The sequence below is a fragment of the Pseudomonas sp. MPDS genome (assembly GCF_013283895.1).
GTDB classification, from domain to species: Bacteria; Pseudomonadota; Gammaproteobacteria; order Pseudomonadales; family Pseudomonadaceae; genus Aquipseudomonas; species Aquipseudomonas rhizophila.
The window spans coordinates 2,344,148-2,363,667 of sequence record NZ_CP054128.1 but is presented as its reverse complement, the minus strand read 5'-3'; the positions used below and the strand labels follow the sequence as shown (position 1 = coordinate 2,363,667).

20 protein-coding genes are annotated in these 19,520 nt (G+C 60.0%); 10 read left to right on the top strand and 10 right to left on the bottom strand.

Translation table 11 applies throughout. The features are described 5' to 3' along the window. Positions 1-5 precede the first annotated feature (5 nt). The 7 genes from HQ912_RS10435 (at position 6) to HQ912_RS10405 (ending at position 7,132) form a co-directional block, all read left to right on the top strand. Positions 6-1,010 carry a polysaccharide deacetylase family protein gene (locus HQ912_RS10435; RefSeq protein WP_173406752.1) on the top strand — a complete coding sequence of 335 codons (1,005 nt, stop codon included), beginning with the start codon at positions 6-8 and terminating at the stop codon, positions 1,008-1,010. Then, positions 1,007-2,311 carry a lipopolysaccharide biosynthesis protein gene (locus HQ912_RS10430; protein ID WP_076383945.1) on the top strand — a complete coding sequence of 435 codons (1,305 nt, stop codon included), beginning with the start codon at positions 1,007-1,009 and terminating at the stop codon, positions 2,309-2,311. The genes HQ912_RS10435 and HQ912_RS10430 overlap by 4 nt, the downstream gene beginning before the upstream one ends. 239 nt (positions 2,312-2,550) lie before the next feature. Beyond that, entirely contained in the window at positions 2,551-3,240 is a 690-nt protein-coding gene (locus HQ912_RS10425) for a GNAT family N-acetyltransferase (RefSeq protein ID WP_076383944.1), read from the top strand. A 214-nt stretch (positions 3,241-3,454) separates the two neighbouring features. Further along, positions 3,455-4,144 (top strand): hypothetical protein, encoded by a 690-nt coding sequence (locus HQ912_RS10420; RefSeq protein ID WP_047228547.1) that lies wholly within the window; start codon positions 3,455-3,457, stop codon positions 4,142-4,144. Between the two features lie 5 nt (positions 4,145-4,149). After that, on the top strand, positions 4,150-5,328 hold the full coding sequence (locus HQ912_RS10415) for a GNAT family N-acetyltransferase (protein ID WP_173406751.1): 1,179 nt from the start codon (positions 4,150-4,152) through the stop codon (positions 5,326-5,328). Continuing rightward, positions 5,300-6,094: a ChbG/HpnK family deacetylase gene (locus HQ912_RS10410; protein WP_173406750.1), complete on the top strand. Its 795-nt coding sequence runs from the start codon at positions 5,300-5,302 to the stop codon at positions 6,092-6,094. The genes HQ912_RS10415 and HQ912_RS10410 overlap by 29 nt, the downstream gene beginning before the upstream one ends. A gap of 96 nt (positions 6,095-6,190) precedes the next feature. Further along, a complete protein-coding gene (locus tag HQ912_RS10405) occupies positions 6,191-7,132 on the top strand; it encodes an alpha/beta hydrolase (RefSeq protein WP_076383943.1) in 942 nt (313 codons plus the stop codon). A 186-nt stretch (positions 7,133-7,318) separates the two neighbouring features. Here the strand turns inward: HQ912_RS10405 and HQ912_RS10400 are convergent, their stop codons facing one another. From HQ912_RS10400 to HQ912_RS10375, 6 genes are read right to left on the bottom strand one after another with little or no spacing between them, the layout of a single operon-like run. Next, positions 7,319-9,061 (bottom strand): ABC transporter substrate-binding protein, encoded by a 1,743-nt coding sequence (locus tag HQ912_RS10400; protein WP_047228549.1) that lies wholly within the window; start codon positions 9,059-9,061, stop codon positions 7,319-7,321. 46 nt (positions 9,062-9,107) lie between these two features. After that, positions 9,108-9,380 (bottom strand): DUF2160 domain-containing protein, encoded by a 273-nt coding sequence (locus HQ912_RS10395; RefSeq protein ID WP_047228550.1) that lies wholly within the window; start codon positions 9,378-9,380, stop codon positions 9,108-9,110. A gap of 10 nt (positions 9,381-9,390) precedes the next feature. Then, positions 9,391-10,191 (bottom strand): carbohydrate ABC transporter permease, encoded by an 801-nt coding sequence (locus HQ912_RS10390; RefSeq protein ID WP_047228551.1) that lies wholly within the window; start codon positions 10,189-10,191, stop codon positions 9,391-9,393. 10 nt (positions 10,192-10,201) lie between these two features. Further along, on the bottom strand, positions 10,202-11,068 hold the full coding sequence (locus HQ912_RS10385) for a carbohydrate ABC transporter permease (protein ID WP_047228552.1): 867 nt from the start codon (positions 11,066-11,068) through the stop codon (positions 10,202-10,204). Then, positions 11,065-12,174, bottom strand: a complete 1,110-nt coding sequence (locus HQ912_RS10380; RefSeq protein WP_047228553.1) for an ABC transporter ATP-binding protein — start codon at positions 12,172-12,174, stop codon at positions 11,065-11,067. Before HQ912_RS10380 ends, HQ912_RS10385 begins: the two co-directional genes overlap by 4 nt. Then, positions 12,174-13,268, bottom strand: coding sequence for an ABC transporter ATP-binding protein (locus HQ912_RS10375; RefSeq protein WP_047228554.1), 1,095 nt, complete (start codon positions 13,266-13,268; stop codon positions 12,174-12,176). The genes HQ912_RS10380 and HQ912_RS10375 overlap by 1 nt, the downstream gene beginning before the upstream one ends. Before the next feature lie 418 nt (positions 13,269-13,686). On the opposite strand from HQ912_RS10375, the gene HQ912_RS10370 reads away from it, so the two are divergent. Then, complete coding sequence (locus HQ912_RS10370; RefSeq protein ID WP_173406749.1) at positions 13,687-15,531, top strand: sigma-54-dependent Fis family transcriptional regulator; 1,845 nt, start codon at positions 13,687-13,689, stop codon at positions 15,529-15,531. Between the two features lie 99 nt (positions 15,532-15,630). Here HQ912_RS10370 and HQ912_RS10365 read toward each other — a convergent pair whose 3' ends face one another. Continuing rightward, positions 15,631-16,149 (bottom strand): anti-virulence regulator CigR family protein, encoded by a 519-nt coding sequence (locus HQ912_RS10365; RefSeq protein ID WP_107322251.1) that lies wholly within the window; start codon positions 16,147-16,149, stop codon positions 15,631-15,633. A gap of 125 nt (positions 16,150-16,274) precedes the next feature. Here HQ912_RS10365 and HQ912_RS10360 point away from each other — a divergent pair, with 125 nt between their 5' ends. Further along, positions 16,275-17,489 carry an MFS transporter gene (locus tag HQ912_RS10360; protein ID WP_173406748.1) on the top strand — a complete coding sequence of 405 codons (1,215 nt, stop codon included), beginning with the start codon at positions 16,275-16,277 and terminating at the stop codon, positions 17,487-17,489. Between the two features lie 204 nt (positions 17,490-17,693). Then, positions 17,694-17,900, top strand: coding sequence for a hypothetical protein (locus HQ912_RS10355; RefSeq protein ID WP_047228558.1), 207 nt, complete (start codon positions 17,694-17,696; stop codon positions 17,898-17,900). Between the two features lie 49 nt (positions 17,901-17,949). On the opposite strand, the gene HQ912_RS10350 is transcribed toward HQ912_RS10355, so the two are convergent. From HQ912_RS10350 to HQ912_RS10340, 3 genes are all read right to left on the bottom strand, one after another. Beyond that, positions 17,950-18,258 carry an AzlD family protein gene (locus HQ912_RS10350; protein WP_076383940.1) on the bottom strand — a complete coding sequence of 103 codons (309 nt, stop codon included), beginning with the start codon at positions 18,256-18,258 and terminating at the stop codon, positions 17,950-17,952. Continuing rightward, the gene (locus tag HQ912_RS10345; RefSeq protein WP_173406747.1) at positions 18,255-18,965 is read right to left on the bottom strand and encodes an AzlC family ABC transporter permease; all 711 of its coding nucleotides are present in this window, start codon (positions 18,963-18,965) and stop codon (positions 18,255-18,257) included. Before HQ912_RS10345 ends, HQ912_RS10350 begins: the two co-directional genes overlap by 4 nt. Positions 18,966-19,126: 161 nt before the next feature. After that, the gene (locus HQ912_RS10340) at positions 19,127-19,495 is read right to left on the bottom strand and encodes a hypothetical protein (protein WP_047228561.1); all 369 of its coding nucleotides are present in this window, start codon (positions 19,493-19,495) and stop codon (positions 19,127-19,129) included. Positions 19,496-19,520 lie beyond the last annotated feature (25 nt).

The following is a 19,520-nucleotide window of genomic DNA, read 5'->3' as shown; positions in this document are numbered from 1 at the left end:
GGCCCATGTCCATCAAACAAGTCTGCAAGCGCACCGGCGGCTGGCTGTACCTGAACACGTCCCTGGGCCGTGGTCCGTTGCGTGGCGCCGGCGTGATTCTGATGCTGCACCGGGTCCTTAACAATGACCGCGCCGCCGAGCTGCCCCATCGCAACGAATTGTGCGTGGGACCTGAGGCTTTCGAGCGCTTGCTGATCTGGCTGCAACGCTATTTCGAATGCGTGCCCTTGATGAGCCTGCTGCTGGCCGATCCTGAAAGCGTCCCGAATCGCCCGCGAGTGGCGCTGACCTTCGACGACGGCTGGCGCGACAACGCGATGAATGCCTTTCCTTTGCTGCGCCAATACCAGGTGCCGGCGAGTATTTTCCTGTCCACCGACTTCATCGGCAGCCGCCAGCACTTCTGGTGGGAAAGCATCGGCGAAACCCTGTGGGGCAGCCATGGCCAAGTGGCGCGACACTCGTTGATCGAGCATTTGCAGCACGTCGGCCGGCCATTGCCGGTGATGCTCGATGACTTGGATGAGCAGCACCGCAGCCTGTCGCTGATGCACTATCTACAGAGCCTCAAGAGCCTTGACCCGCAGGTCTTGAACGACCTCACCGACGCCTGTCCCACGGGCGCCCAGCCCCAGGCCCTGGACTGGTTCCAGGTACGAATGCTGGAAGACTCCGGGCTCATCCGCTTCGGCCCCCACGGTGCCAGCCACGCGATTCTCACCGCGCTGGATGATCAGCGTCTGCACGAAGAGCTGAGCCGCAGTCGGGCGGCCCTGGAGAACGGTTGCGCCCAGCCGCTGCCGGTGTATTGCTACCCCAACGGCGATCACGATGAGCGCGTGCGTCAACAGGTGGCAGCCCACGGTTTCCCATTTGCCCTGGGCACCGAAACCGGCTTGTATCGCACCGACGGCGATCCATTGAACCTGCCACGCTTCGGCGTCAGCCAACGCAATGCCCAGCACCCTGAATTGCTGGCCTGGCGCATTCGCCGGGGGACACGCCCATGAGCCGCGGCCACTACCTCAAGCACTTGGCGCTGAGCATGGGCACGCGCCTGGCGATGATCGGCCTGCGCCTGCTGCGCAATGTGCTGCTGGCGCGGATCCTGGGGCCAAGTGAACGCGGGCTGTTCGCCCTGCTGAGCACCCTGCCGGACCTGATCAGCGCCGTCACCAGTGGCGGCTTGAATTCGGCCGTGGGCTATCAAGCGGCTCAACAACGCTCGATGGGCCTGCTGCTCAGCCAGGTGCTGGTCTTCGGCTGCCTGTTGGCCGGGTTATTGACGGTGCTGGTGGTGGCACTGGTGCGCGAATTCGGCGGCGAACTGGACATCACCACACAGTTGGGACTGTTGGCGTGGCTGCTGCTGTTGGCCGTGCCGTTGACCGTGCTCAAGAGCGGCCTGCTGACACTGCACAATGCGTCCGGCGGCGTTGGCGCCTTCAATGCCCTGCGGCTGATGGAATCCCTGGCGCCGCTGTTGCTGTTTCTGGCGCTGTTCTGGATGTGGAAAGACACCGCCCTGGAGGCCGCACTGATCAGTTGGCTGGCGGGTCTGAGCCTGGTGGTATTGGCCGGTTGGGTCTGGCTGCGGCGGGACCACAGGTTCACCCTGCAATGGGATCGCTCCAACCAGAAGGAGCTGTTGCGCTACGGTGCCCGCAGCCACCCCGATTTACTGTTCCAGCAAGTGGTACTGCGCTCGGACTACCTGTTCATCGGCGCCCTGCTGGGCAGCACTGCCCTGGGCCATTACGCCATGGCCAGCGCCGCCGCCGAACTGCTGCTGATTGTGCCTGAGGCGGTCACCACGCCGCTGATGAAGCGTTTGCTGCAGCAGGACTCCGACATGAAACGCCTGACGCCTCTGGCCCTGCGCCTGACCGCCACGGTCATGCTCGGCGCCTGCCTGGGCATGGCACTGATTGGTGAATGGCTGATCGTCACGCTGTTCGGCGCGGCCTACCAACCAGCCTATCCCGCCTTGCTGGCGCTGCTGCCGGGGCTGTTCGGATTGTGCTACGCGAGCATCCTGCGCCTGGATCTGCTGGGCAAGAACCGGCCCGGCACGGTTTCACTGCTGATGGGTGTGGGAGCGTTATTGAACCTGGCATTGAACCTGATCCTGATTCCGCGTTACGGCATCGTCGGGGCCGCCGCGGCGTCTTCGATCGCCTATATGGCCGTGACCGTCGCGCTACTGACGATGTACTGCCGCCTCAGTGGCGTGGCGCTATGGCAGACGCTGATCATCCTGCCCAGTGACCTGCTGCCAATGCGGCAGATGCTGATGGGGAAATCCGCATGAACGCCGTCGTCAGGCAGATCGTCATCGCGAGCAGGCTCGCTCCCACAGTGGCTCGCCGCCGAACACAAGAGCTGCGGCCGCTACACCTCCAATGTGGGAGCGAGCCTGCTCGCGATGGGGTCGGCCCGGAGCTTATGCAAACCCCTCAGATCGGGTATCTCCTGCCCGGGGACACCCTGTTTTGCCATGGACTGGAACACACCTCGTTTCTCCCACCACGCCACCCGTCAGGAGGCACCATGAAGTCCCTGCAAAAATTGCGTGATCGCATCCAGAAGAAAGGCCTGCGCGCTGTGCTCAAACAGCTGTTCAGGCGCTACGCGTATTTCCACTCCCGACTGGTGTGGCTGGAGCACGATGTGCGGACCCCGCTTCCCCCGCATAACCTCAAACCCTACCCACCAATGCGCCTGGAGTTCATCACGGTCAGCAATGCCGACGCGTTTGCCCGGCACTTCGGCGACCGCGTCAAAACCATGCGCGAGCTGGCGGCGGAGGGCTACACAGGCTTGATGTACCTGGATGCTCAAGGCGACACCGTGGGTTTCGCCTGGGGCAGTACGCGAGACTATTTCGACCGCCATTTCTATCGCTGCAACTTCCCGATCCAGCCTGGCGAGTACTTTCAGTTCGGTGGCGAGATGATCCGTGCCTATTGGGGTTCCAGGATGTCGGCGGACATGCAGTTGGAAATTTGGAAGATCATGGCTGACAAAGGTTGCGACACGATGGTCGATGTCTGCGACTTGCAAAACATCCCGGCGATCAAGATGCACCTGCGCATGGGCTTCCAGGAGCGCGGCAAGATCACCCACGTGTATCGCCTGTTCGGTCACTGGCGGTTTTTCCGCGACACGTTTTACCGCGGCTCGGCACTGGGCGCTTTTCAAAAACCGGATCAGCCGGTTGCATCGACTGCGGCGGCCTGATGTCCATGGCGATCCGGCTCAAATGGTGTCGCTCCTTGCCGTCCCAGCGGTGTGGCGCCGTGGCAGACACAGATCATCCTGCCCAGCGACTGGCTGCCGATGCGCCGGAGGCTGATGGGGACATCAGCATGAGTGCGCTCGTCAGCCAAAACCCCATCGCGAGCCAGCTCGCGATGGGGGCCATTTCCCAACCCGCCACCCGTCAGGAGGCACTATGAACGTTCTGCAAAAATTGCGTGATCGCATTCAGAAGAAAGGCCTGCGCACCGTGCTCAAAAAGCTGTGCAGACGCTACGTGTTTTTTCACTCCCAACTGATATGGATGGAGCGGGATCTGGTCAGTCCTGTGCGGCCTTGCAAACTTAAGCCTTATCCACTTTTGCGCAGGGAAGTCATCACTACCAGCAACGCCGACGCTTTCGCCACTCACTTCGGCGACCGTGTCGAGACCATGCGTGAGCTGGCAGCCGAAGGCCACACCGGCTTGATGTATCTGGACGACAAGGGCAACACCGTCGCTTTCATCTGGGGCAGTCAACGCGACTATTTCGACCGCCATTTCTATGGTTGCTGGTTCCCGGTCAAGCCGGGCGAGTTCTTCGAGTTCGGCGGTGAAATGATCCGCGCCTATTGGGGCAGTCAGCTATCGGTGGATGTGCAATTGGATCTCTGGAAGACCATGGCCGACAAAGGCAGCGACAAAGTAGTCGACGTCTGCGATCTGGAGAACATTCCAGCCGTAAAACTGCACCTGCGCATGGACTATCAGGAGCGCGGACAAATCACCCACGTGTATTGCCTGTTTGGCCGCTGGCGTTTTTTCCGCGACACGTTCTATAGCGGCTCACTACTGGACCCGTTTCGCAAACCGGCCCAGCCGTCCGCCACCACTGCGGCGGCCTGATGTCCATGGCGATCAGGTTCCAATGGTGCCGTTCCTTGGGCGCGGCGCAGTTCCCTGCAACAGCTTATGAACAGCTGCGAACCCTGGTGCCCGACACTACACCGTTCAACACATTGGCCTGGCTGCAAGCGGCGGAATTTGCGCTGCTGCCAGATCAGCAGCTCAACATACTGCTTGGCTGGCAGGATCAGACACTGTGCCTGTGTCTGCCGCTCATTTCGGGGCGCGAACGTATCTGTGGGCTGCGTTTCCGGGTATTGCGTCACTTGGGCTATCCATTGGCTGACCGCATCGCGCCGCTGATACGTCTGGACACCGAGGGTATGGCAGAGGCGCTGATGCAGATCCGCCAACATCTGCCCCATGCGTTACTACAGTTGAATGAAGTGACCGAACCGGTGGGTGAAGGAAGCGTCCTCAGTGCCTGGATGGCCCTGAGCTCGACCGGGGAACGGCGACTCAGTTGCCGGGTGCCGGTGCATTTGATCAGCGACAGCGACCGCCAGGAGATATCCGGTGATCCGCGCTACAAGTTACGCCGGGCGCGCAAGCGGATCGCCGCATGCGGTGCCCAAATCCGCCGGGTGACACCCGATGCCATCAGCATGGGGCTGCTGCTGCACGACCTTGCCGAAGTCGAGGCAGCCAGTTGGAAAGGAGAAGAAGGTGTCGGCATTTTCGCCGACCCCAGCCGTCGGCAATGGATGAATCACGCCTTCACTGCGCTCGCCGCCGAGGGCATGGTGCGGGTGGTGATACTGGAACTGGACGGTCGCTGCATCAGTTATCGCCTCGGCCTGCTGGATCAGGGACGACTGTACGACTACAACCTGGCGTTCCTGCCACAGCATGCCGACCTGGGCAGTGGTCGGGTTCTGCTCGAGGAGTGGATTCGCTGGGGGCTGGATGACAACTGGCGCTGGATCGATGCCTCGCGGGTCAGCCTGGAGAACTCGAGCCATCAACTGCATGAACGCATGACCGGACAACTGGAGCACTGGCGTTGGAGTTTTTATTCATGGCAGCCCGATGGCCTGGTACTGGGGCTCGCCTTGCGGTTATGGAAAAGCCTGAAACCGTTACTGCGCAAGCGCCCGACCGGGCAAAGCGCGACAGCGACTTCGTCATCTACCCCCAAGCGCCAGGAGAATGTGAATGCCACGCCAAGTGATCGTCAACGCTGACGACTTCGGACTCGATCTCAACGAAAACTCCCTGATTCTGCGGGCCTTCGAGGCTGGCGTGATCAGTTCGGCCACGGCCATGGCCAACATGCCGGCTTTCGAGCAAGCTTGTGAAATGGCCCGCAAACCGCTACTCGACGGCCGAATCGGCCTGCATTTCAATCTCAGCTTCGGCCGCCCGCTGAGCCAGACCATTGCTTCGCGACCGGAGTTTTGCGACACGAACGGCGAGTTCGACCTGAACCTCTCGCGCTACTGCCTGCGCCTTGGTTCAAAGGACCTCCGCGCGGTACAGGAAGAGCTTGATGCCCAATGGCAACGCTGCCTGGACCATGGCCTGCGGCCTAGCCACCTCGATTCTCATCAACACGTACATAACATCTGGCCCATTGGAGAGCTGGTGGCCCGCTTTGCCGCCCGACACGGCGTGCCGATTCGGTTGGCGCGTAACCTGGGGGCGAATCTCAACCTGCCCAAGCGCCTGTTCAAGACCATGCTCAACCGTCGCCTGCGCAGCCTGTGCGGCGCGACAGCCGACTACGTCTGCACACCCGCCGACCTGCACCACGCCGCGCCGCCAGGTCACGGCTCGCTTGAGGTAATCGTTCATCCACTGCACCTGGATGAAGACTTTGGCGACGCGAGCCTGATGCCAGGGGACTCACTGACCCAAGTGTTGCATAAACGCCTGTCGGGCGTACCTAGGGTGGCGTACGGCGCGGCGGTGAAGGCTTTGATATTGACCCAATATGGGGATGTGCAGTGATTTAGGATACGCGACAACAAGCCATCCGAAATCCCTCCACCCTTCCAGCGAATCTGATAAAAAGCACCTTCATGCCTTGAGTAGCGAATCGCATCGATGTCTTCGTCTCTTCTCTCCCGCCTTGGGCGACGCTGGCTGGCTTTGCTGTGCATGAGCGCGATGGTGGTCGGGCTGCCGGTGGGCTGTGGCGTGTTGCAGCACAAGGAACGTGAACTGGTGTTTCGGATCGAGCCGGGTACGGCAACCTGGTTCAGCGGCTTGCCGGGCGACGTGCAGGAGTTCGACCTCAAGCCCAAGAGCTTCAAGGCCGGGGAAAATATCCACGGCTGGTGGTGGCCGGCCGAACGCAAGAACGCGCCGGCGATTCTGTACCTGCACGGGGTGCGCTGGAACCTGACCGGTCAGTTGTTTCGTATTCGGCAGTTAAGGGCCCTGGGCTTTTCGGTGCTGGCCATCGATTACCGTGGTTTCGGCAAAAGCCAGGGCGATCTGCCGTCGGAAGCCAGCGTCTATGAAGATGCGCGCATTGCCTGGCAGCGTCTTGAAGTGCTGCAACCGGACCCGGCCCTGCGGCTGATCTACGGCCATTCACTGGGTGGCGCCGTGGCGGTAGACCTCGCCGCGGAGCTTGGCCAGAAGGCGGCGAAAGACGGCAGCCTCGTGCCCGCCCGAGGTCTGGTCATCGAATCCACGTTCACCTCCCTGGGCGATGTCGCCACCGCCATGGCGAACACCTCCCTGCCGGTGCGCTGGCTGCTGTCGCAGAAGTTCGACTCCATCGACAAGATCCGCGAGATCAACATGCCCTTGCTGGTGGTGCACGGCGCCGCCGACCGCTACGTCCCACCACGCTTGAGCGAACAATTATTCAACGCCGCCCTGGAGCCAAAGCGTCTGTTGCTGGTGCCAGGCGCAACCCACAACAACAGCATGAACCTGGCGGGCAGCACCTACCGCCAAGCATTGGAGGCCCTGATGAAAGCCGGGCCATCGCCAGTGGCCGGACACCCTCCTATCAGCCCGGCCAAGGCGGGCTGATTCAAATCCGCTACCCAATCCCCCTGTGGGAGCGAGCCTGCTCGCGATGGCGGTGGGTCAGTTGGCATTAATGCGGGATGTGCCACCGCCATCGCGGCAAGCCTTGCTCCCACCGTTTTGCGCGTCGAGGGGCCGGGCACAAAAAAACGGCACCTTACGGTGCCGTTCATTCATTGCAGGTCCAGCTTATTTACGCGCCGCCTCCCATGATTTCAGCAGCTCGGCGTAGCTCACGGTTTCACCCTTAGGCTTCTCGTTGGCCAGTTTCGGCTTCGGTGCGCCCGGTTGGTCGAACCAGTATTGCGCGTCGCGCTCAGGGTTCATTTTCGGGGCGCAGGTGGCCTGGGCCTTGGAGCGTTCCAGACGGGTCATGATTGCGTCCTGATCCTTGGCCAACCCGTCGAGTGCCTGTTGCGGAGTCTTCTCGCCGCTGGCGGCTTCGGCGATGTGGCTCCACCACAGCTGAGCCAGGCGTGGATAGTCCGGCACGTTGGTCCCGGTCGGGGTCCATTGCACACGGGCCGGGCTGCGATAGAACTCAACCAGCCCACCGAGTTTCGGCGCCAGATCGGTCAAGGCCTGAGAGTTGATGTCCGACTCACGAATCGGCGTCAAACCTACAATGGTTTTCTTCAGCGATACGGTCTTGGACGTCACGAACTGCGCATAGAGCCAGGCGGCCAGCCTCTGCTTCTCAGGCGTGGACTTGAGGAACGTCCAGGAGCCCACGTCCTGATAGCCCAGCTTCATGCCCTCTTCCCAATACGGTCCGCGCGGCGACGGCGCCATGCGCCATTTCGGCGTGCCATCGGCGTTCATCACCGGCAGGCCCGGTTTGGTCATGTCGGCCGTAAAAGCGGTGTACCAGAAGATCTGCTGGGCGATGTTGCCTTGCGACGGCACCGGGCCGGATTCGGAGAAGGTCATGCCCGCCGCTTCCGGTGGCGCGTACTTCTTCATCCAGTCCACGTATTTGGTGGTGGCGAACACAGCCGCGGGGCCGTTGGTGTCGCCGCCACGGGTCACGCTGGAGCCGACCGGATGGCAATTCTCGACGCGAATCCCCCACTCGTCCACCGGCAAGCCGTTGGGCAGGCCCTTGTCGCCGCCACCGGCCATGGAGAACCAGGCATCGGTAAAGCGCCAGCCCAGGGACGGATCCTTCTTGCCGTAATCCATGTGACCGTAGACGCGCTTACCGTCGATTTCCTTGACGTCTTCAGTGAAGAACTTGGCAATGTCTTCATAAGCCGACCAGTTCACCGGTACACCCAGCTCGTAGCCGTACTTTTCCTTGAACTTGGCCTTCAGGTCGGCCCGCTCGAACCAGTCGGCGCGGAACCAGTACAGGTTGGCGAACTGCTGGTCCGGCAGTTGATAGAGCTTGCCGTCCGGCGCGGTGGTGAACGAAGTGCCGATGAAGTCCTTGAGATCCAGGGTCGGCGAGGTGTAGGCCTTGCCTTCGTTGGCCATCATATCGGTGATCGATGCGGTCTTGCCGTAGCGAAAGTGCGTGCCGATCAGGTCCGAGTCATTGACCCAACCGTCGTAGATGTTCTTGTCCGACTGCATCTGGGTCTGCAGCTTCTCCACCACGTCGCCTTCCTGCAACAGGTCGTGGGTCAGCTCGATCCCGGTAATGTCCCTGAAGGCCTTGGCCAGCACCTTGGATTCATATTCGTGGGTGGCGATGGTTTCCGACACCACGTTGATTTTCATGCCGCGAAATGGCTCGGACGCCTTGATGAACCACTTGAGCTCTTCGAGCTGCTGTTCGGCTGTCAGGGTAGACGGCTTGAATTCACTGCCAATCCATTTTTTCGCCGCGTCTTCATAGGCGTCGGCCCAGGCCGCAGCGCTCAACCCGCTGAGTGCCAGCACGGCTGCCAATGAAACGCTATGTCGCAGCTTATTGTTTTTATCGAACATAGAGACCTCCTGTTTGGGTTTAAGAGCCTGATCGTCGAACCTTCGACTAGCCCCACCGCATCACTGCCAACAGCCACACCAAAGACAACGCGAACGCTATCCAGATGCTCCAGTCGGTGGCGCCGATCACCAGCAGATGCAGGTAGGCGCTACCGAGAAGACCGATAAACAACCGATCGCCACGGGTGGTGGCAATCGGCAGGAAACCGCGCCGAGGGATACTCGGCGAACGCAGTTCCCACGTAGTCATGCCTGCCAGCAGCAAGGCGATGACACCAAAGAAGGCCGCCGTCGGGCCGGTCCAGTTCATCCATTCCATCATCGTCTCCTCAGACCCGGCCCAGGGCAAAGCCCTTGGCCACATGGTTGCGTACGAACCAGATCACCAGCATGCCTGGCAGGATAGTCAACACCCCCGCCGCCGCCAGCACGCCCCAGTCGATACCCGATGCCGAGACCGTACGGGTCATGACCGCCGCGATCGGCTTGGCATTCACCGAGGTGAGGGTGCGCGCCAGCAACAGTTCGACCCAGGAAAACATGAAGCAGAAAAACGCCGTGACGCCGATGCCGGAGCCGATCAACGGGATGAAGATCTTCGCGAAGAACTTGGGGAAACTGTAGCCGTCAATGTAGGCAGTCTCGTCAATTTCTTTCGGCACCCCGGACATGAACCCTTCGAGGATCCACACCGCCAGCGGCACGTTGAACAGGCAATGGGCCAAGGCCACAGCGATATGAGTGTCGAACAGCCCGATGGACGAGTACAGCTGGAAGAACGGCAGCAGGAACACCGCTGGCGGCGCCATGCGGTTGGTCAGCAGCCAGAAGAACAGGTGTTTGTCCCCCAGGAACCGGTAGCGGGAAAACGCATAGGCCGCCGGCAACGCCACAGCCAGGGAAATCACCGTGTTCAGGCTGACGTAGTACAGCGAGTTCAGGTAACCGGTGTACCAGCTCGGGTCGGTGAAGATCACCTTGTAGTTCTGGAAGGTGAAATCCTGGGGCCACAGCGTCAGGGTGCCGAGGATCTCGGTGTTGCTCTTGAACGACATGTTCAGCAGCCAGTAGATGGGCACCAGCAGGAACAGGATGTAGATCAGCAACGGAATCAGCTTTCTCTTGCTCATGGCGCGGGCCTCAACGGTTGGCGTCGGAATGAGTCATGGCGGTATAGAACAGCCACGACACCAACAGAATGATCAGGAAGTACACCAGGGAAAACGCTGCCGCCGGGCCCAGGTCGAATTGACCGATGGCCATCTGAGTCAGGGTCTGGCTCAGGAACGTGGTGGCGTTACCCGGTCCGCCGCCGGTGAGCACGAACGGCTCGGTATAGATCATGAAGCTGTCCATGAAACGCAGCATCACCGCGATCAGCAGCACGCTCTTCATTTTCGGCAACTGAATATGCCGGAACACCGCCCAGTTGGAGGCCCGGTCAATTCGCGCGGCCTGGTAATACACGTCCGGAATCGCCCGCAACCCGGAATAGCAGAGCAGCGCCACCAGGGACGTCCAATGCCAGACGTCCATCACCAATACCGTGACCCAGGCGTCCATGGTATTGGCCGCATAGTTGTAGTTGATGCCCATGGCGTTGAGCGTGGAGCCCATCAGGCCGATGTCGGCGCGGCCGAAAATCTGCCAGATGGTGCCCACCACGTTCCATGGAATCAGCAGCGGGATCGCCAGGATGATCAACACCAGGGACGACCATTTGCCCTTGGTCGGCATGGTCAGGGCGATGGCGATGCCCAACGGAATCTCGATCAGCAGTACGCACGCCGAATAGATGAACTGGCGCAGCAACGAGTCGTGCAGCCGCGGATCGAGCAGCACCTGCCTGTACCAATCGGCACCGACGAAATAGCGGCTGGACTGGTCGAAGATGTCCTGCACCGAATAGTTGACCACGGTCATCATCGGGATCACCGCACTGAACGCCACCAGCAGGAACACCGGCAACACCAGCCACCAGGCCTTGTTGTTCTGCACCTTGTTCATGGCTGCACCTCACTCAACGGTTCCAGCAAGTATTCATCGGCATACACCATCAGCCATTGGCCCGGGAAACTGATGTACGCGGTGCCTTCGGGCACCGGTTTGTCTTCGGCCAGGCGCACCTTGATCGGCGCGCCATCGAGGTTGAGGGTGAGGATCTTGTAGGTGCCCAGGTCCTCGACGTGGACCACATCGGCCCGCATCGCATCGTCGTAAGGCCCGTCCCAGACATGGACAAATTCAGGACGAATACCGACCTTCAGGCTTTTGCCTTCGGCCTGGGCAATACCGCGTTGCAACGTTTCGGACAGCGGAAAGTGGGTGGAAGCGAAACCGACGCCGCCGGGTTGTGCCGTGACCTCGATCAGGTTCATCCCCGGGCTGCCGATGAAATAGCCGACAAAGGTGTGGCTCGGACGCTCGAACAACTCCCTGGGCGTACCGAACTGCACGATCTGACCGCCATACATCACCGCGATCTTGTCGGCGAAGGTGGACGCTTCCAGCTGGTCGTGAGTGACGTAGACCATGGTGATATTGAACTGCTCGTGGATCTGCTTGAGCTTGCGCCGCAGTTTCCATTTCAGGTGCGGGTCGATCACCGTCAGCGGTTCATCGAAGAGGATCGCCGACACATCGTCGCGCACCAGCCCGCGCCCCATGGAGACCTTCTGTTTTTCGTCGGCGGTGAGGTTGCGGGCCTTTTTGTCCAGCAGGTTCTGCAGGTCCAGGACCTCGGCGATTTCCTGCACCTTGGTGTGGATTTTCGCCTCGGCCATGCCCTGGTTACGCAGCGGGAAGGCCAAGTTGTCGAACACCGTCATGGTGTCGTACACCACCGGGAACTGGAACACCTGGGCAATGTTGCGACGCTCCGGGGTCAGGTCGTTGACGACTTTGCTGTCGAACATCACTTGGCCTTCAGAGGGGCTCAGCAGTCCGGAAATGATATTGAGCAAGGTGGATTTGCCGCAGCCCGATGGCCCGAGCAACGCATAGGCGCCGCCCTGCTCCCAGATGTGGTTCATCTCGCGGATCGCGTAATCCTCTGGGCCCGCCGGGGTGCTGGTGTAGCTGTGGGCGAGGTTCTGCAAACGAATTTCAGCCATCAGGCAACCCTCGCAATACGCTGGCCTGGGGCTTGGACCAGCTTGCCCTGGGCATCGAAGACAAACAGTTTGTGGGTCGGAATGTAGATGCGGATCGGCTCATCCACGTCGTATTCATGGACGCCGGACAAGTGCAGCACCAGCAGGAAATGCTCGTTGCGCACGTGCAGGAATGTCTCCGAACCGCTGATCTCGGCCACCTCGACGGTCACCGCCAGTTCCAGGTCGTCGTCGTTGCTCGGCACCAGGGAAATATGACTGGGCCGCACACCGAAGCGGAACTCACCCTCGCCCACCGGCCGCAGATCGACGTTCAGCGGAAAGTGCACGAAATTGGCGAAACTTACTTCATTGCCGGCGATGCGGCCCGGCATGAGATTGATCGGTGGCTCGGAGAACAGCTCGGCGGCCAGTACGGTTTGCGGCTGGTGATACACCGAGGCCGACTTGCCGCTCTGGATCACCCGGCCCTCATGCAGAATCGTCGTGGTGCCGCCCAAAGCCAGGGCTTCGTTGGGTTCGGTGGTGGCGTAGACGGCAATGGTGTGGCGGGCCTGGAACAGTTCGCGCATTTCCTGGCGAAGTTCCTCACGCAGCTTGTAGTCCAGGTTCACCAGGGGCTCGTCGAACAGGATCAGTTCGGCGTCCTTGACCAGCGCCCGGGCCATGGCGGTGCGCTGCTGTTGGCCGCCGGACAATTCCAGCGGGTGACGCTGCAGGAACTTCTCAATGCGCAGCATCTTCGCGGTTTCCAGCACCTTGCTCTGGATCACCTCGTTGGACACACCGGCCTGGCGCAGCGGCGAGGCGATGTTTTCGAACACCGTCATGGTCGGGTAGTTGATGAACTGTTGATAGACCATCGACACGTTGCGCAGGCGCACCGGGCGCTGGGTGACATCAACGCCGTTCATCAGGATGCGACCGCTGTCGGGCTTGTCCAGACCAGCCATCAGGCGCATGAGGCTGGTCTTGCCGGACAGCGTGCGGCCCAGCAGAACGTTGAACGATCCGGGTTCGAAACTCAGGTTGGCATCGTCGATCCAGGTCTGGCCTTCGACGGTGCGACAAATGTGCTCAAGCGTTAATGACATGGCTCGGCCTTTTTATTATTTGGAGTCAAGCGACCCGAGTCTAAAAGCGAAAGCCGTGCCAGAAATCACAAGCTCATGATCCTGTTGATTTTTTCTCTTTTCCTTCAGAAAAGAACGTTCGTTGATGAACGAAAATGAACAACCTGACTGAACAACTGAACAGATTGCTGGTTGACAATGAACAATTTTGAACAACACTGAATAAAGGTTTTCGGCCGGCCTGACTTCGATCCTGTGGGAGCGAGCCTGCTCGCGATAGCTTTGTGTCAGGCCCATCAATGCTACTGATCAAACGCTATCGCGAGCAGGCTCGCTCCCACAGGTTTCGTGTATCAAGTGACATTCAGGCATGCCCCAGCACAAGGAGGATGTGCGAGACTTATCACAACAATAAAAACAACATCTGCGAGAGTGCCCCATGGCCGCACCTGCTCCAGCCTTGTCCCACGAAGCCATCATCCAGGCCTCCTGGTCCCGCTGCCGCGCCTTTGGCCTGAATCACCAGAGTGTGCCTGCCTTCGATCAATTGCCCGCCGAAGGCATTGCCCAGTTGCTGGAAAGCCAGCATTCGCTGGTGCAGACCACCCACCAGGAAGTCCTGCCGTATTACGAGAATATCCTGAGCAACTCCAATTGCCTGATCATGCTGGCCGACAACCAGGGCCAGGTGCTGACCTCGTGGGGGACCCAGCGCTTTATCGAACCGAAACTGGCCCATGGCTTCAGCGCCGGGGCGAGCTGGATGGAGCGCTGCAGCGGCACCAATGCCATCGGCACCGCACTGGCCTGTGAACAGGCGGTGCACATCGAACACGATGAACACTTCCTCAAGGCCAACCGCTTCATGACCGGCTCCGCCGCGCCGATCTTCGATGCCGAGCGCAAGGTCATCGCGGTGCTGGACGTTTCCAGCGACAGCTACCTGCCGCCCTCCCACACCCTGGGCATGGTCAAGATGATGAGCCAGACCGTGGAAAACCGGCTGATCCTCAACCTGTTTCGCGGTGAACATTTCCAGCTGACCTTCAACACCGGATTGAACAACCTCGACAGCCAATGGGCCGGGCTGCTGATTTTCGATGAAACCGGCCAGGTGCTTTCCGCCAACCGTCGCGCCGACAATCTGCTGGGACTGCGCCTGTCACGGGTGAGCATCGAAAGCCTGTTCAAGGTTTCGCTGCTGGAGCTGCTGAACCAGCCCGACGGCCTGCCGTTCGCCCTGCAAGCGTCGGGGAGCAATCGCTTCCAGTGTTTGCTCAGACGCCCGCAACAGGTGACGGTCAAGGCCCGGGTCTTCAGCGAGCCAGCGCCCTCGTCCGCCCCCGTCGCGAACGTGATCAGCCTCAATACCCTGCACTTCGGCGACAGCCGCGTGGAAAAAGCCGTACGCCAGGCCGAACGCTTGCTGGAGAAAGACATTCCTCTGTTGATCCACGGCGAAACCGGGGTCGGCAAGGAAGTGTTCGTCAAAGCCCTTCACCAGGCCAGTTCCCGCAGCAAGCAGCCGTTCATTGCGGTCAACTGCGCGGCGATCCCCGCCGAGCTGGTGGAATCGGAACTGTTCGGTTATGAAAAAGGCGCCTTCACCGGCGCCAATCAAAAAGGCAGTATCGGCCTGATCCGCAAGGCCGACCGCGGCACCCTGTTCCTCGATGAGATCGGTGACATGCCCCTCCCGACCCAGGCCCGATTGCTGCGAGTATTGCAGGAGCGTTGCGTGCAACCGGTGGGCAGCGCCGAGCTGTTTGCAGTGGACATTCGTATCATCTCCGCCACCAACCGCTCGTTGCGCGAACAGGTGCAACTGGGCCGGTTCCGCGAAGACCTGTACTACCGCATCGGCGGCCTGACCCTGGAACTGCCGCCCCTGCGCGAACGCAATGACAAACAGGCCCTGTTCAAACGTCTTTGGGAGCACCACCGTGAACCCACACAATGGGCCGGCCTGAGCCGCGAAGTGCTGGATCTGTTCGAACGCCATCCGTGGCCAGGCAATCTGCGCCAGGTCAGCAGCGTGCTGCAAGTGGCCCTGGCAATGGCCGAAGAGCAGCCGATCCGCCCGGAACATCTGCCAGACGACTTCTTCATTGATCTTGAAATGGAGCCGGTGGAAACACCGGAGCCGCTGATGGTCGACCTGAACGATGTCGAGGACCTGAACCGCCAGTTGCAGGCGGTGGGCGGGAACATTTCGCACCTGGCGCGGCGGCTGGGGGTCAGCCGCAACACCTTGTACAAGCGCCTGCGACAACTTGAAAGCTGATGCAAAACCTGTGGGAGCGGGCTTGCTCACTCCCACAGGCGATTCGCTTAACTGACTGGCATCACTCCGAATGAGGCTGCTATTTATTCCATTGGCGCTTTAGTCGAACGCACCGTTCAGCACTTCATAGATGATGCCGGTGGCAATCGCCACCAGAATCAGGTCCGTGCCCACCTGCTGCCATTCGTACCCGTCATAGTGCGGCAGGCGCCCCAACAAACGCCCATCCAGCTTCTTGGCAATACCCGGTGGCAACGGCTTGCCTCGGGCGAGGTTTTTCTGGATACCCGGCGGCAGTGGCGGACCGGGGCTCCAATAATCACGGTGACCGCTCACCAGGCCGAGAATGCCGCCGCGGTCGATGCTGGGGCCGTTGTGCCAATCACCACCCGATGGGTTGCCCTTGCCGCCCTGGTTACCTTTGCCGCCCTGATTGCTACCTGGATTGCCTTGACCGCCCTTGTTGCCCTGCCCGCCTTTGTTTCCTTGTCCTTGACCCTGGCCTTGATCGAATTTGGCGTTCCCCTTGTCGTTACCCGGGTTCGCCACTACAGCGGTAGAACCCGCCACGAGGGCGAAGCAGGTAACCGCAACAATCAACGAGCGCGATTTGAACATGGTGGTTCTCACTGAAAAGGGAACATCCCTGTGAATATAGAGGCTAACAGTGATATTAGTTCCATATCATACTGCGCGCTGACAGCAAGGCCCGATACAGTACAACGACGTTCCCAAGGAGCTCCATGCGCAAGGATTACCTGGCCTTTTTCGTTTCAATGTTCCTCTCACGGCTGGCCGACCAGATACTGCTGTTCATCGTCCCGCTGATTGTTTTCCAAACCACCCAAAGCGTCTCCTGGGCGGGCCTGGCTTTCTTCGTCGAATCCCTGCCACGCTTTCTGTCGTTCCCGATCTGCGGGGCGCTGTGCGACAAGTTCTCGCCCATTCGAATCCTGCACATCAGCCAGGTTTATCGCGCCGTGATGTGCATCGCCGCCGTGGTGCTCTTCATGATTTTTGGCGGCATTTATTGGATCGTCGCCCTCTCGGCGGTCTGCGGTGTATTGACCACCCAGGGCATCATGGCTCGCGAAGTGGTGATGCCCTACATCTTCAAGCATTACACCTACACCAAGACCTTGTCGTACTCGCAGATCGCCGACCAGACCGGGCTGGTGCTGGGCCCGCTGATCGCCGCGCTGATGCTGGAGGTATGGGCCTGGCACTGGGTGGTGCTGGCGATTGCCGTACTGTTCCTGCTGGCGGACCTGGCCATGCTGTTCTGGCAGCGCACCAGCGCGGTTACGCTGGAAACCTTCGAGCAACATCACGACGTCTGGCTGAACCCGCTGCGCATTGCCTTCGGTCACATCCGCAACCTGGCCGAGCTGAAAAAAATCATCGGCCTGGCCGCAGGGGTCAACCTGATCATCGGCGTCACCCTCGCCACCTCGGCGGCCATGGTGATCGGCGAGTACAGCGCCGGCAAGGACTACTACGCCTGGTTACAGGCAGCCGGGGCCGTGACCACTATCATCATTCTGTTCTTCCTGGCGCGGGTGACCTTGCCCTTGAGAGTCTTGGGCAGTGTGTCTTACACGCTGATCGCCGCCGGCGCCTTCATCACAGCATTCAGCCCGACAGTGTGGGGTTACGTCGTCGGATTTCTGCTGATCGTCGGCTTCGACAAGATGTTCAACGTCTACATGCGCAGCATTCGCCAGCAGGTCATTCCAGCCAAGGATTTTGGCAAGACCGTCGGCGTCATTACCCTGCTCAACAACCTGTCACAGCCCTTGGCGGGGCTGCTGGTCGCACTGCTGGCAGCGCCCGTCGGAACGCAGCAGGTGATCCTGCTGCTGGCGCTTGCCACCAGCCTGATCGGCATCACCGGGGTCGCGTTCTTCAGCAAGACGGCAGGCATGCCGGCCGGCTATGGCGCCGACACAGACGCTTGAGAAGTCGCCCGCGTCTTTAAATATTCATCTGTGGGCGGTTAGAGTTTCCCGGTGCCCACCATTCGTCGCTAATGGAAGGTGACGCGCATTTCGCCGCCACGTCTGGCTCAGGGTTTGCACCGACTTGTCATGGCAGCCCCAGGGCGACGTAACCCTGACGCGGCGGCCGTCTTATCACTGCTGGTCAGTCACCGGAGATGTACCGTGTCAACTCTCAATGAAATCGCAGCGAACCACGCGAGAATGGCAAAGGCAAAGGAAGAAGAGTCGATACGGCTACGTGCACTTCACAGTCAAATAGTCGGTAGTTTTGACATTGCGCCGGTCGAGGCGAAACAGAAGATGCCACTACACTTCATGGCCGGCGTTCAGGACCACTCGTTTGGGGAGGCATTGGCCCTGAACTTCTGACCTGTGTTACTTGGAATTCATCGCCCGCTTGTGAGCGGGCGACATGGTTTCAGAACTGCCTGACCAAAGCGGCTGCAAGTATCCCGGCCGCAATCGCCGGCAGAGGTTTCTTCACGATCACCATGATGATTGCGGTGCTCAGCAAAGCCAGGCGCGCGCCGTTGTCACCCTCGATCGCCAACGGGGCGAGCACGGCCACCAATACCGAGCCGGACATTGCCGTGATGAATTGCTGCACCCGATAGTTGATCGGCACGAATGACATCACGAAAACACCGCCCCAGCGGGTCGCCAACGTCACGATGGCCATGATCAGGATGATCATCAGGGTGCCATGGCCCGCCGTGTCGATATTCATTGTTTTTTCTCCATCCACAACGCGCCCAGAATACCTCCCGCCAAAGCCCCCACCACGACATGACTGTTAGCCGGCAGATACCAGTAGGCCAACAGCGATGAACAGGCCGCCACCGTCCAGATGATGAGCATGCGCAGGTTCTTCTTCCCGCCCACGACCATCGCCAACAGGAAACACCCCATCACCATGTCGAGCCCGAAACTGACCGGGTCTTCAATGGCGCTGCCAAAGTGCAGCCCCAGCCAACTGCCCAGGATCCAGGCAACCCAGAGCGCGATGCCACCGCCAAATAAAAGCCCCAGCCCAGGTTTTCCACGGCTGAACGCTTGCATCGCCATGGCCCAGTTGGCGTCCGAGACCACCAGCATCACCCCATAACGCTTGGCAACCGGCAGCTCCCGTAGCCATGGGTAGAGCGTGGCGCCCATCAACAGGTGCCGGGCGTTGATGGCAAAGACGGTGATCATCAACGGAACGACCGGGACCTGTTGGCCCCACAGATCCAGCGCAGCAAATTGAGAAGCGCCGGCGAATACCAGCGTGCTCATGAGCACGGCTGAAACATCACTCAACCCCGACTGCGCTGCGGCCAGGCCAAAGGCGACGCCGAATACAACGACGAACAGAGAAATGGGGAGCAGCTGTTTGAAGCCGTCGTAGATGTGATTGAGCTTTAGTTCATGCAGGCGAGATTCTACGTTCGACAAGAGATGGCCTCTTAAAATATTTGCTGCGTCACTTGAACAACCCAGGGCCGCAAGACAGGAACCGTGTCAACAAAGAAGTCATAGGGAGCCCTACGATTCAATGTAGGGCTTCCTTTAGCCATTCTCGTCAGTTATCACTGCGAACGCACTGAACTGCTGACTTACTCAACCGCCGACCGGCTATTACGCCAGAACAGATACGCCAGCCCCACCGGTGCTATGAAAATCGCCAACGACCAGCACATCGCCATGGTGAAAACCTTCACTATCAGCATGAACAGCGCATTCACGAAGAAAACGTTGTTACCCATGATGTAGCCAACAACGCTTTCGTAGACGAACCGAGAATACGGATAGAGCAATGAGTTGATGACCGCCAACACAATCAGCCCAGGCTTGGCACCGATTCCCCCAGGGCCATTGGCCGCCAAAGAGATGATCATCACAGCGAACACCAGCCCAAAAAGGAATTGGCGGATGTAGTAGCTGGTAGTAAGACCCCCAAAGGTCTTGGCGAAAAATGAGTGCATAGAAGATCCCTCTTGAACGCTGATT

Coding starts and splice junctions, on each gene's coding strand:
- HQ912_RS10435 (WP_173406752.1), top strand. CDS start 6: ATGTCCATCAAACAAGTCTGCAAGCGCACCGGCGGCTGGCTGTACCTG.
- HQ912_RS10385 (WP_047228552.1), bottom strand. CDS start 11,068: ATGAACAAGGTGCAGAACAACAAGGCCTGGTGGCTGGTGTTGCCGGTG.
- HQ912_RS10415 (WP_173406751.1), top strand. CDS start 4,150: ATGGCGATCAGGTTCCAATGGTGCCGTTCCTTGGGCGCGGCGCAGTTC.
- HQ912_RS10430 (WP_076383945.1), top strand. CDS start 1,007: ATGAGCCGCGGCCACTACCTCAAGCACTTGGCGCTGAGCATGGGCACG.
- HQ912_RS10395 (WP_047228550.1), bottom strand. CDS start 9,380: ATGGAATGGATGAACTGGACCGGCCCGACGGCGGCCTTCTTTGGTGTC.
- HQ912_RS10365 (WP_107322251.1), bottom strand. CDS start 16,149: ATGTTCAAATCGCGCTCGTTGATTGTTGCGGTTACCTGCTTCGCCCTC.
- HQ912_RS10370 (WP_173406749.1), top strand. CDS start 13,687: ATGGCCGCACCTGCTCCAGCCTTGTCCCACGAAGCCATCATCCAGGCC.
- HQ912_RS10420 (WP_047228547.1), top strand. CDS start 3,455: ATGAACGTTCTGCAAAAATTGCGTGATCGCATTCAGAAGAAAGGCCTG.
- HQ912_RS10375 (WP_047228554.1), bottom strand. CDS start 13,268: ATGTCATTAACGCTTGAGCACATTTGTCGCACCGTCGAAGGCCAGACC.
- HQ912_RS10410 (WP_173406750.1), top strand. CDS start 5,300: ATGCCACGCCAAGTGATCGTCAACGCTGACGACTTCGGACTCGATCTC.
- HQ912_RS10425 (WP_076383944.1), top strand. CDS start 2,551: ATGAAGTCCCTGCAAAAATTGCGTGATCGCATCCAGAAGAAAGGCCTG.
- HQ912_RS10390 (WP_047228551.1), bottom strand. CDS start 10,191: ATGAGCAAGAGAAAGCTGATTCCGTTGCTGATCTACATCCTGTTCCTG.
- HQ912_RS10400 (WP_047228549.1), bottom strand. CDS start 9,061: ATGTTCGATAAAAACAATAAGCTGCGACATAGCGTTTCATTGGCAGCC.
- HQ912_RS10340 (WP_047228561.1), bottom strand. CDS start 19,495: ATGCACTCATTTTTCGCCAAGACCTTTGGGGGTCTTACTACCAGCTAC.
- HQ912_RS10350 (WP_076383940.1), bottom strand. CDS start 18,258: ATGAATATCGACACGGCGGGCCATGGCACCCTGATGATCATCCTGATC.
- HQ912_RS10360 (WP_173406748.1), top strand. CDS start 16,275: ATGCGCAAGGATTACCTGGCCTTTTTCGTTTCAATGTTCCTCTCACGG.
- HQ912_RS10405 (WP_076383943.1), top strand. CDS start 6,191: ATGTCTTCGTCTCTTCTCTCCCGCCTTGGGCGACGCTGGCTGGCTTTG.
- HQ912_RS10380 (WP_047228553.1), bottom strand. CDS start 12,174: ATGGCTGAAATTCGTTTGCAGAACCTCGCCCACAGCTACACCAGCACC.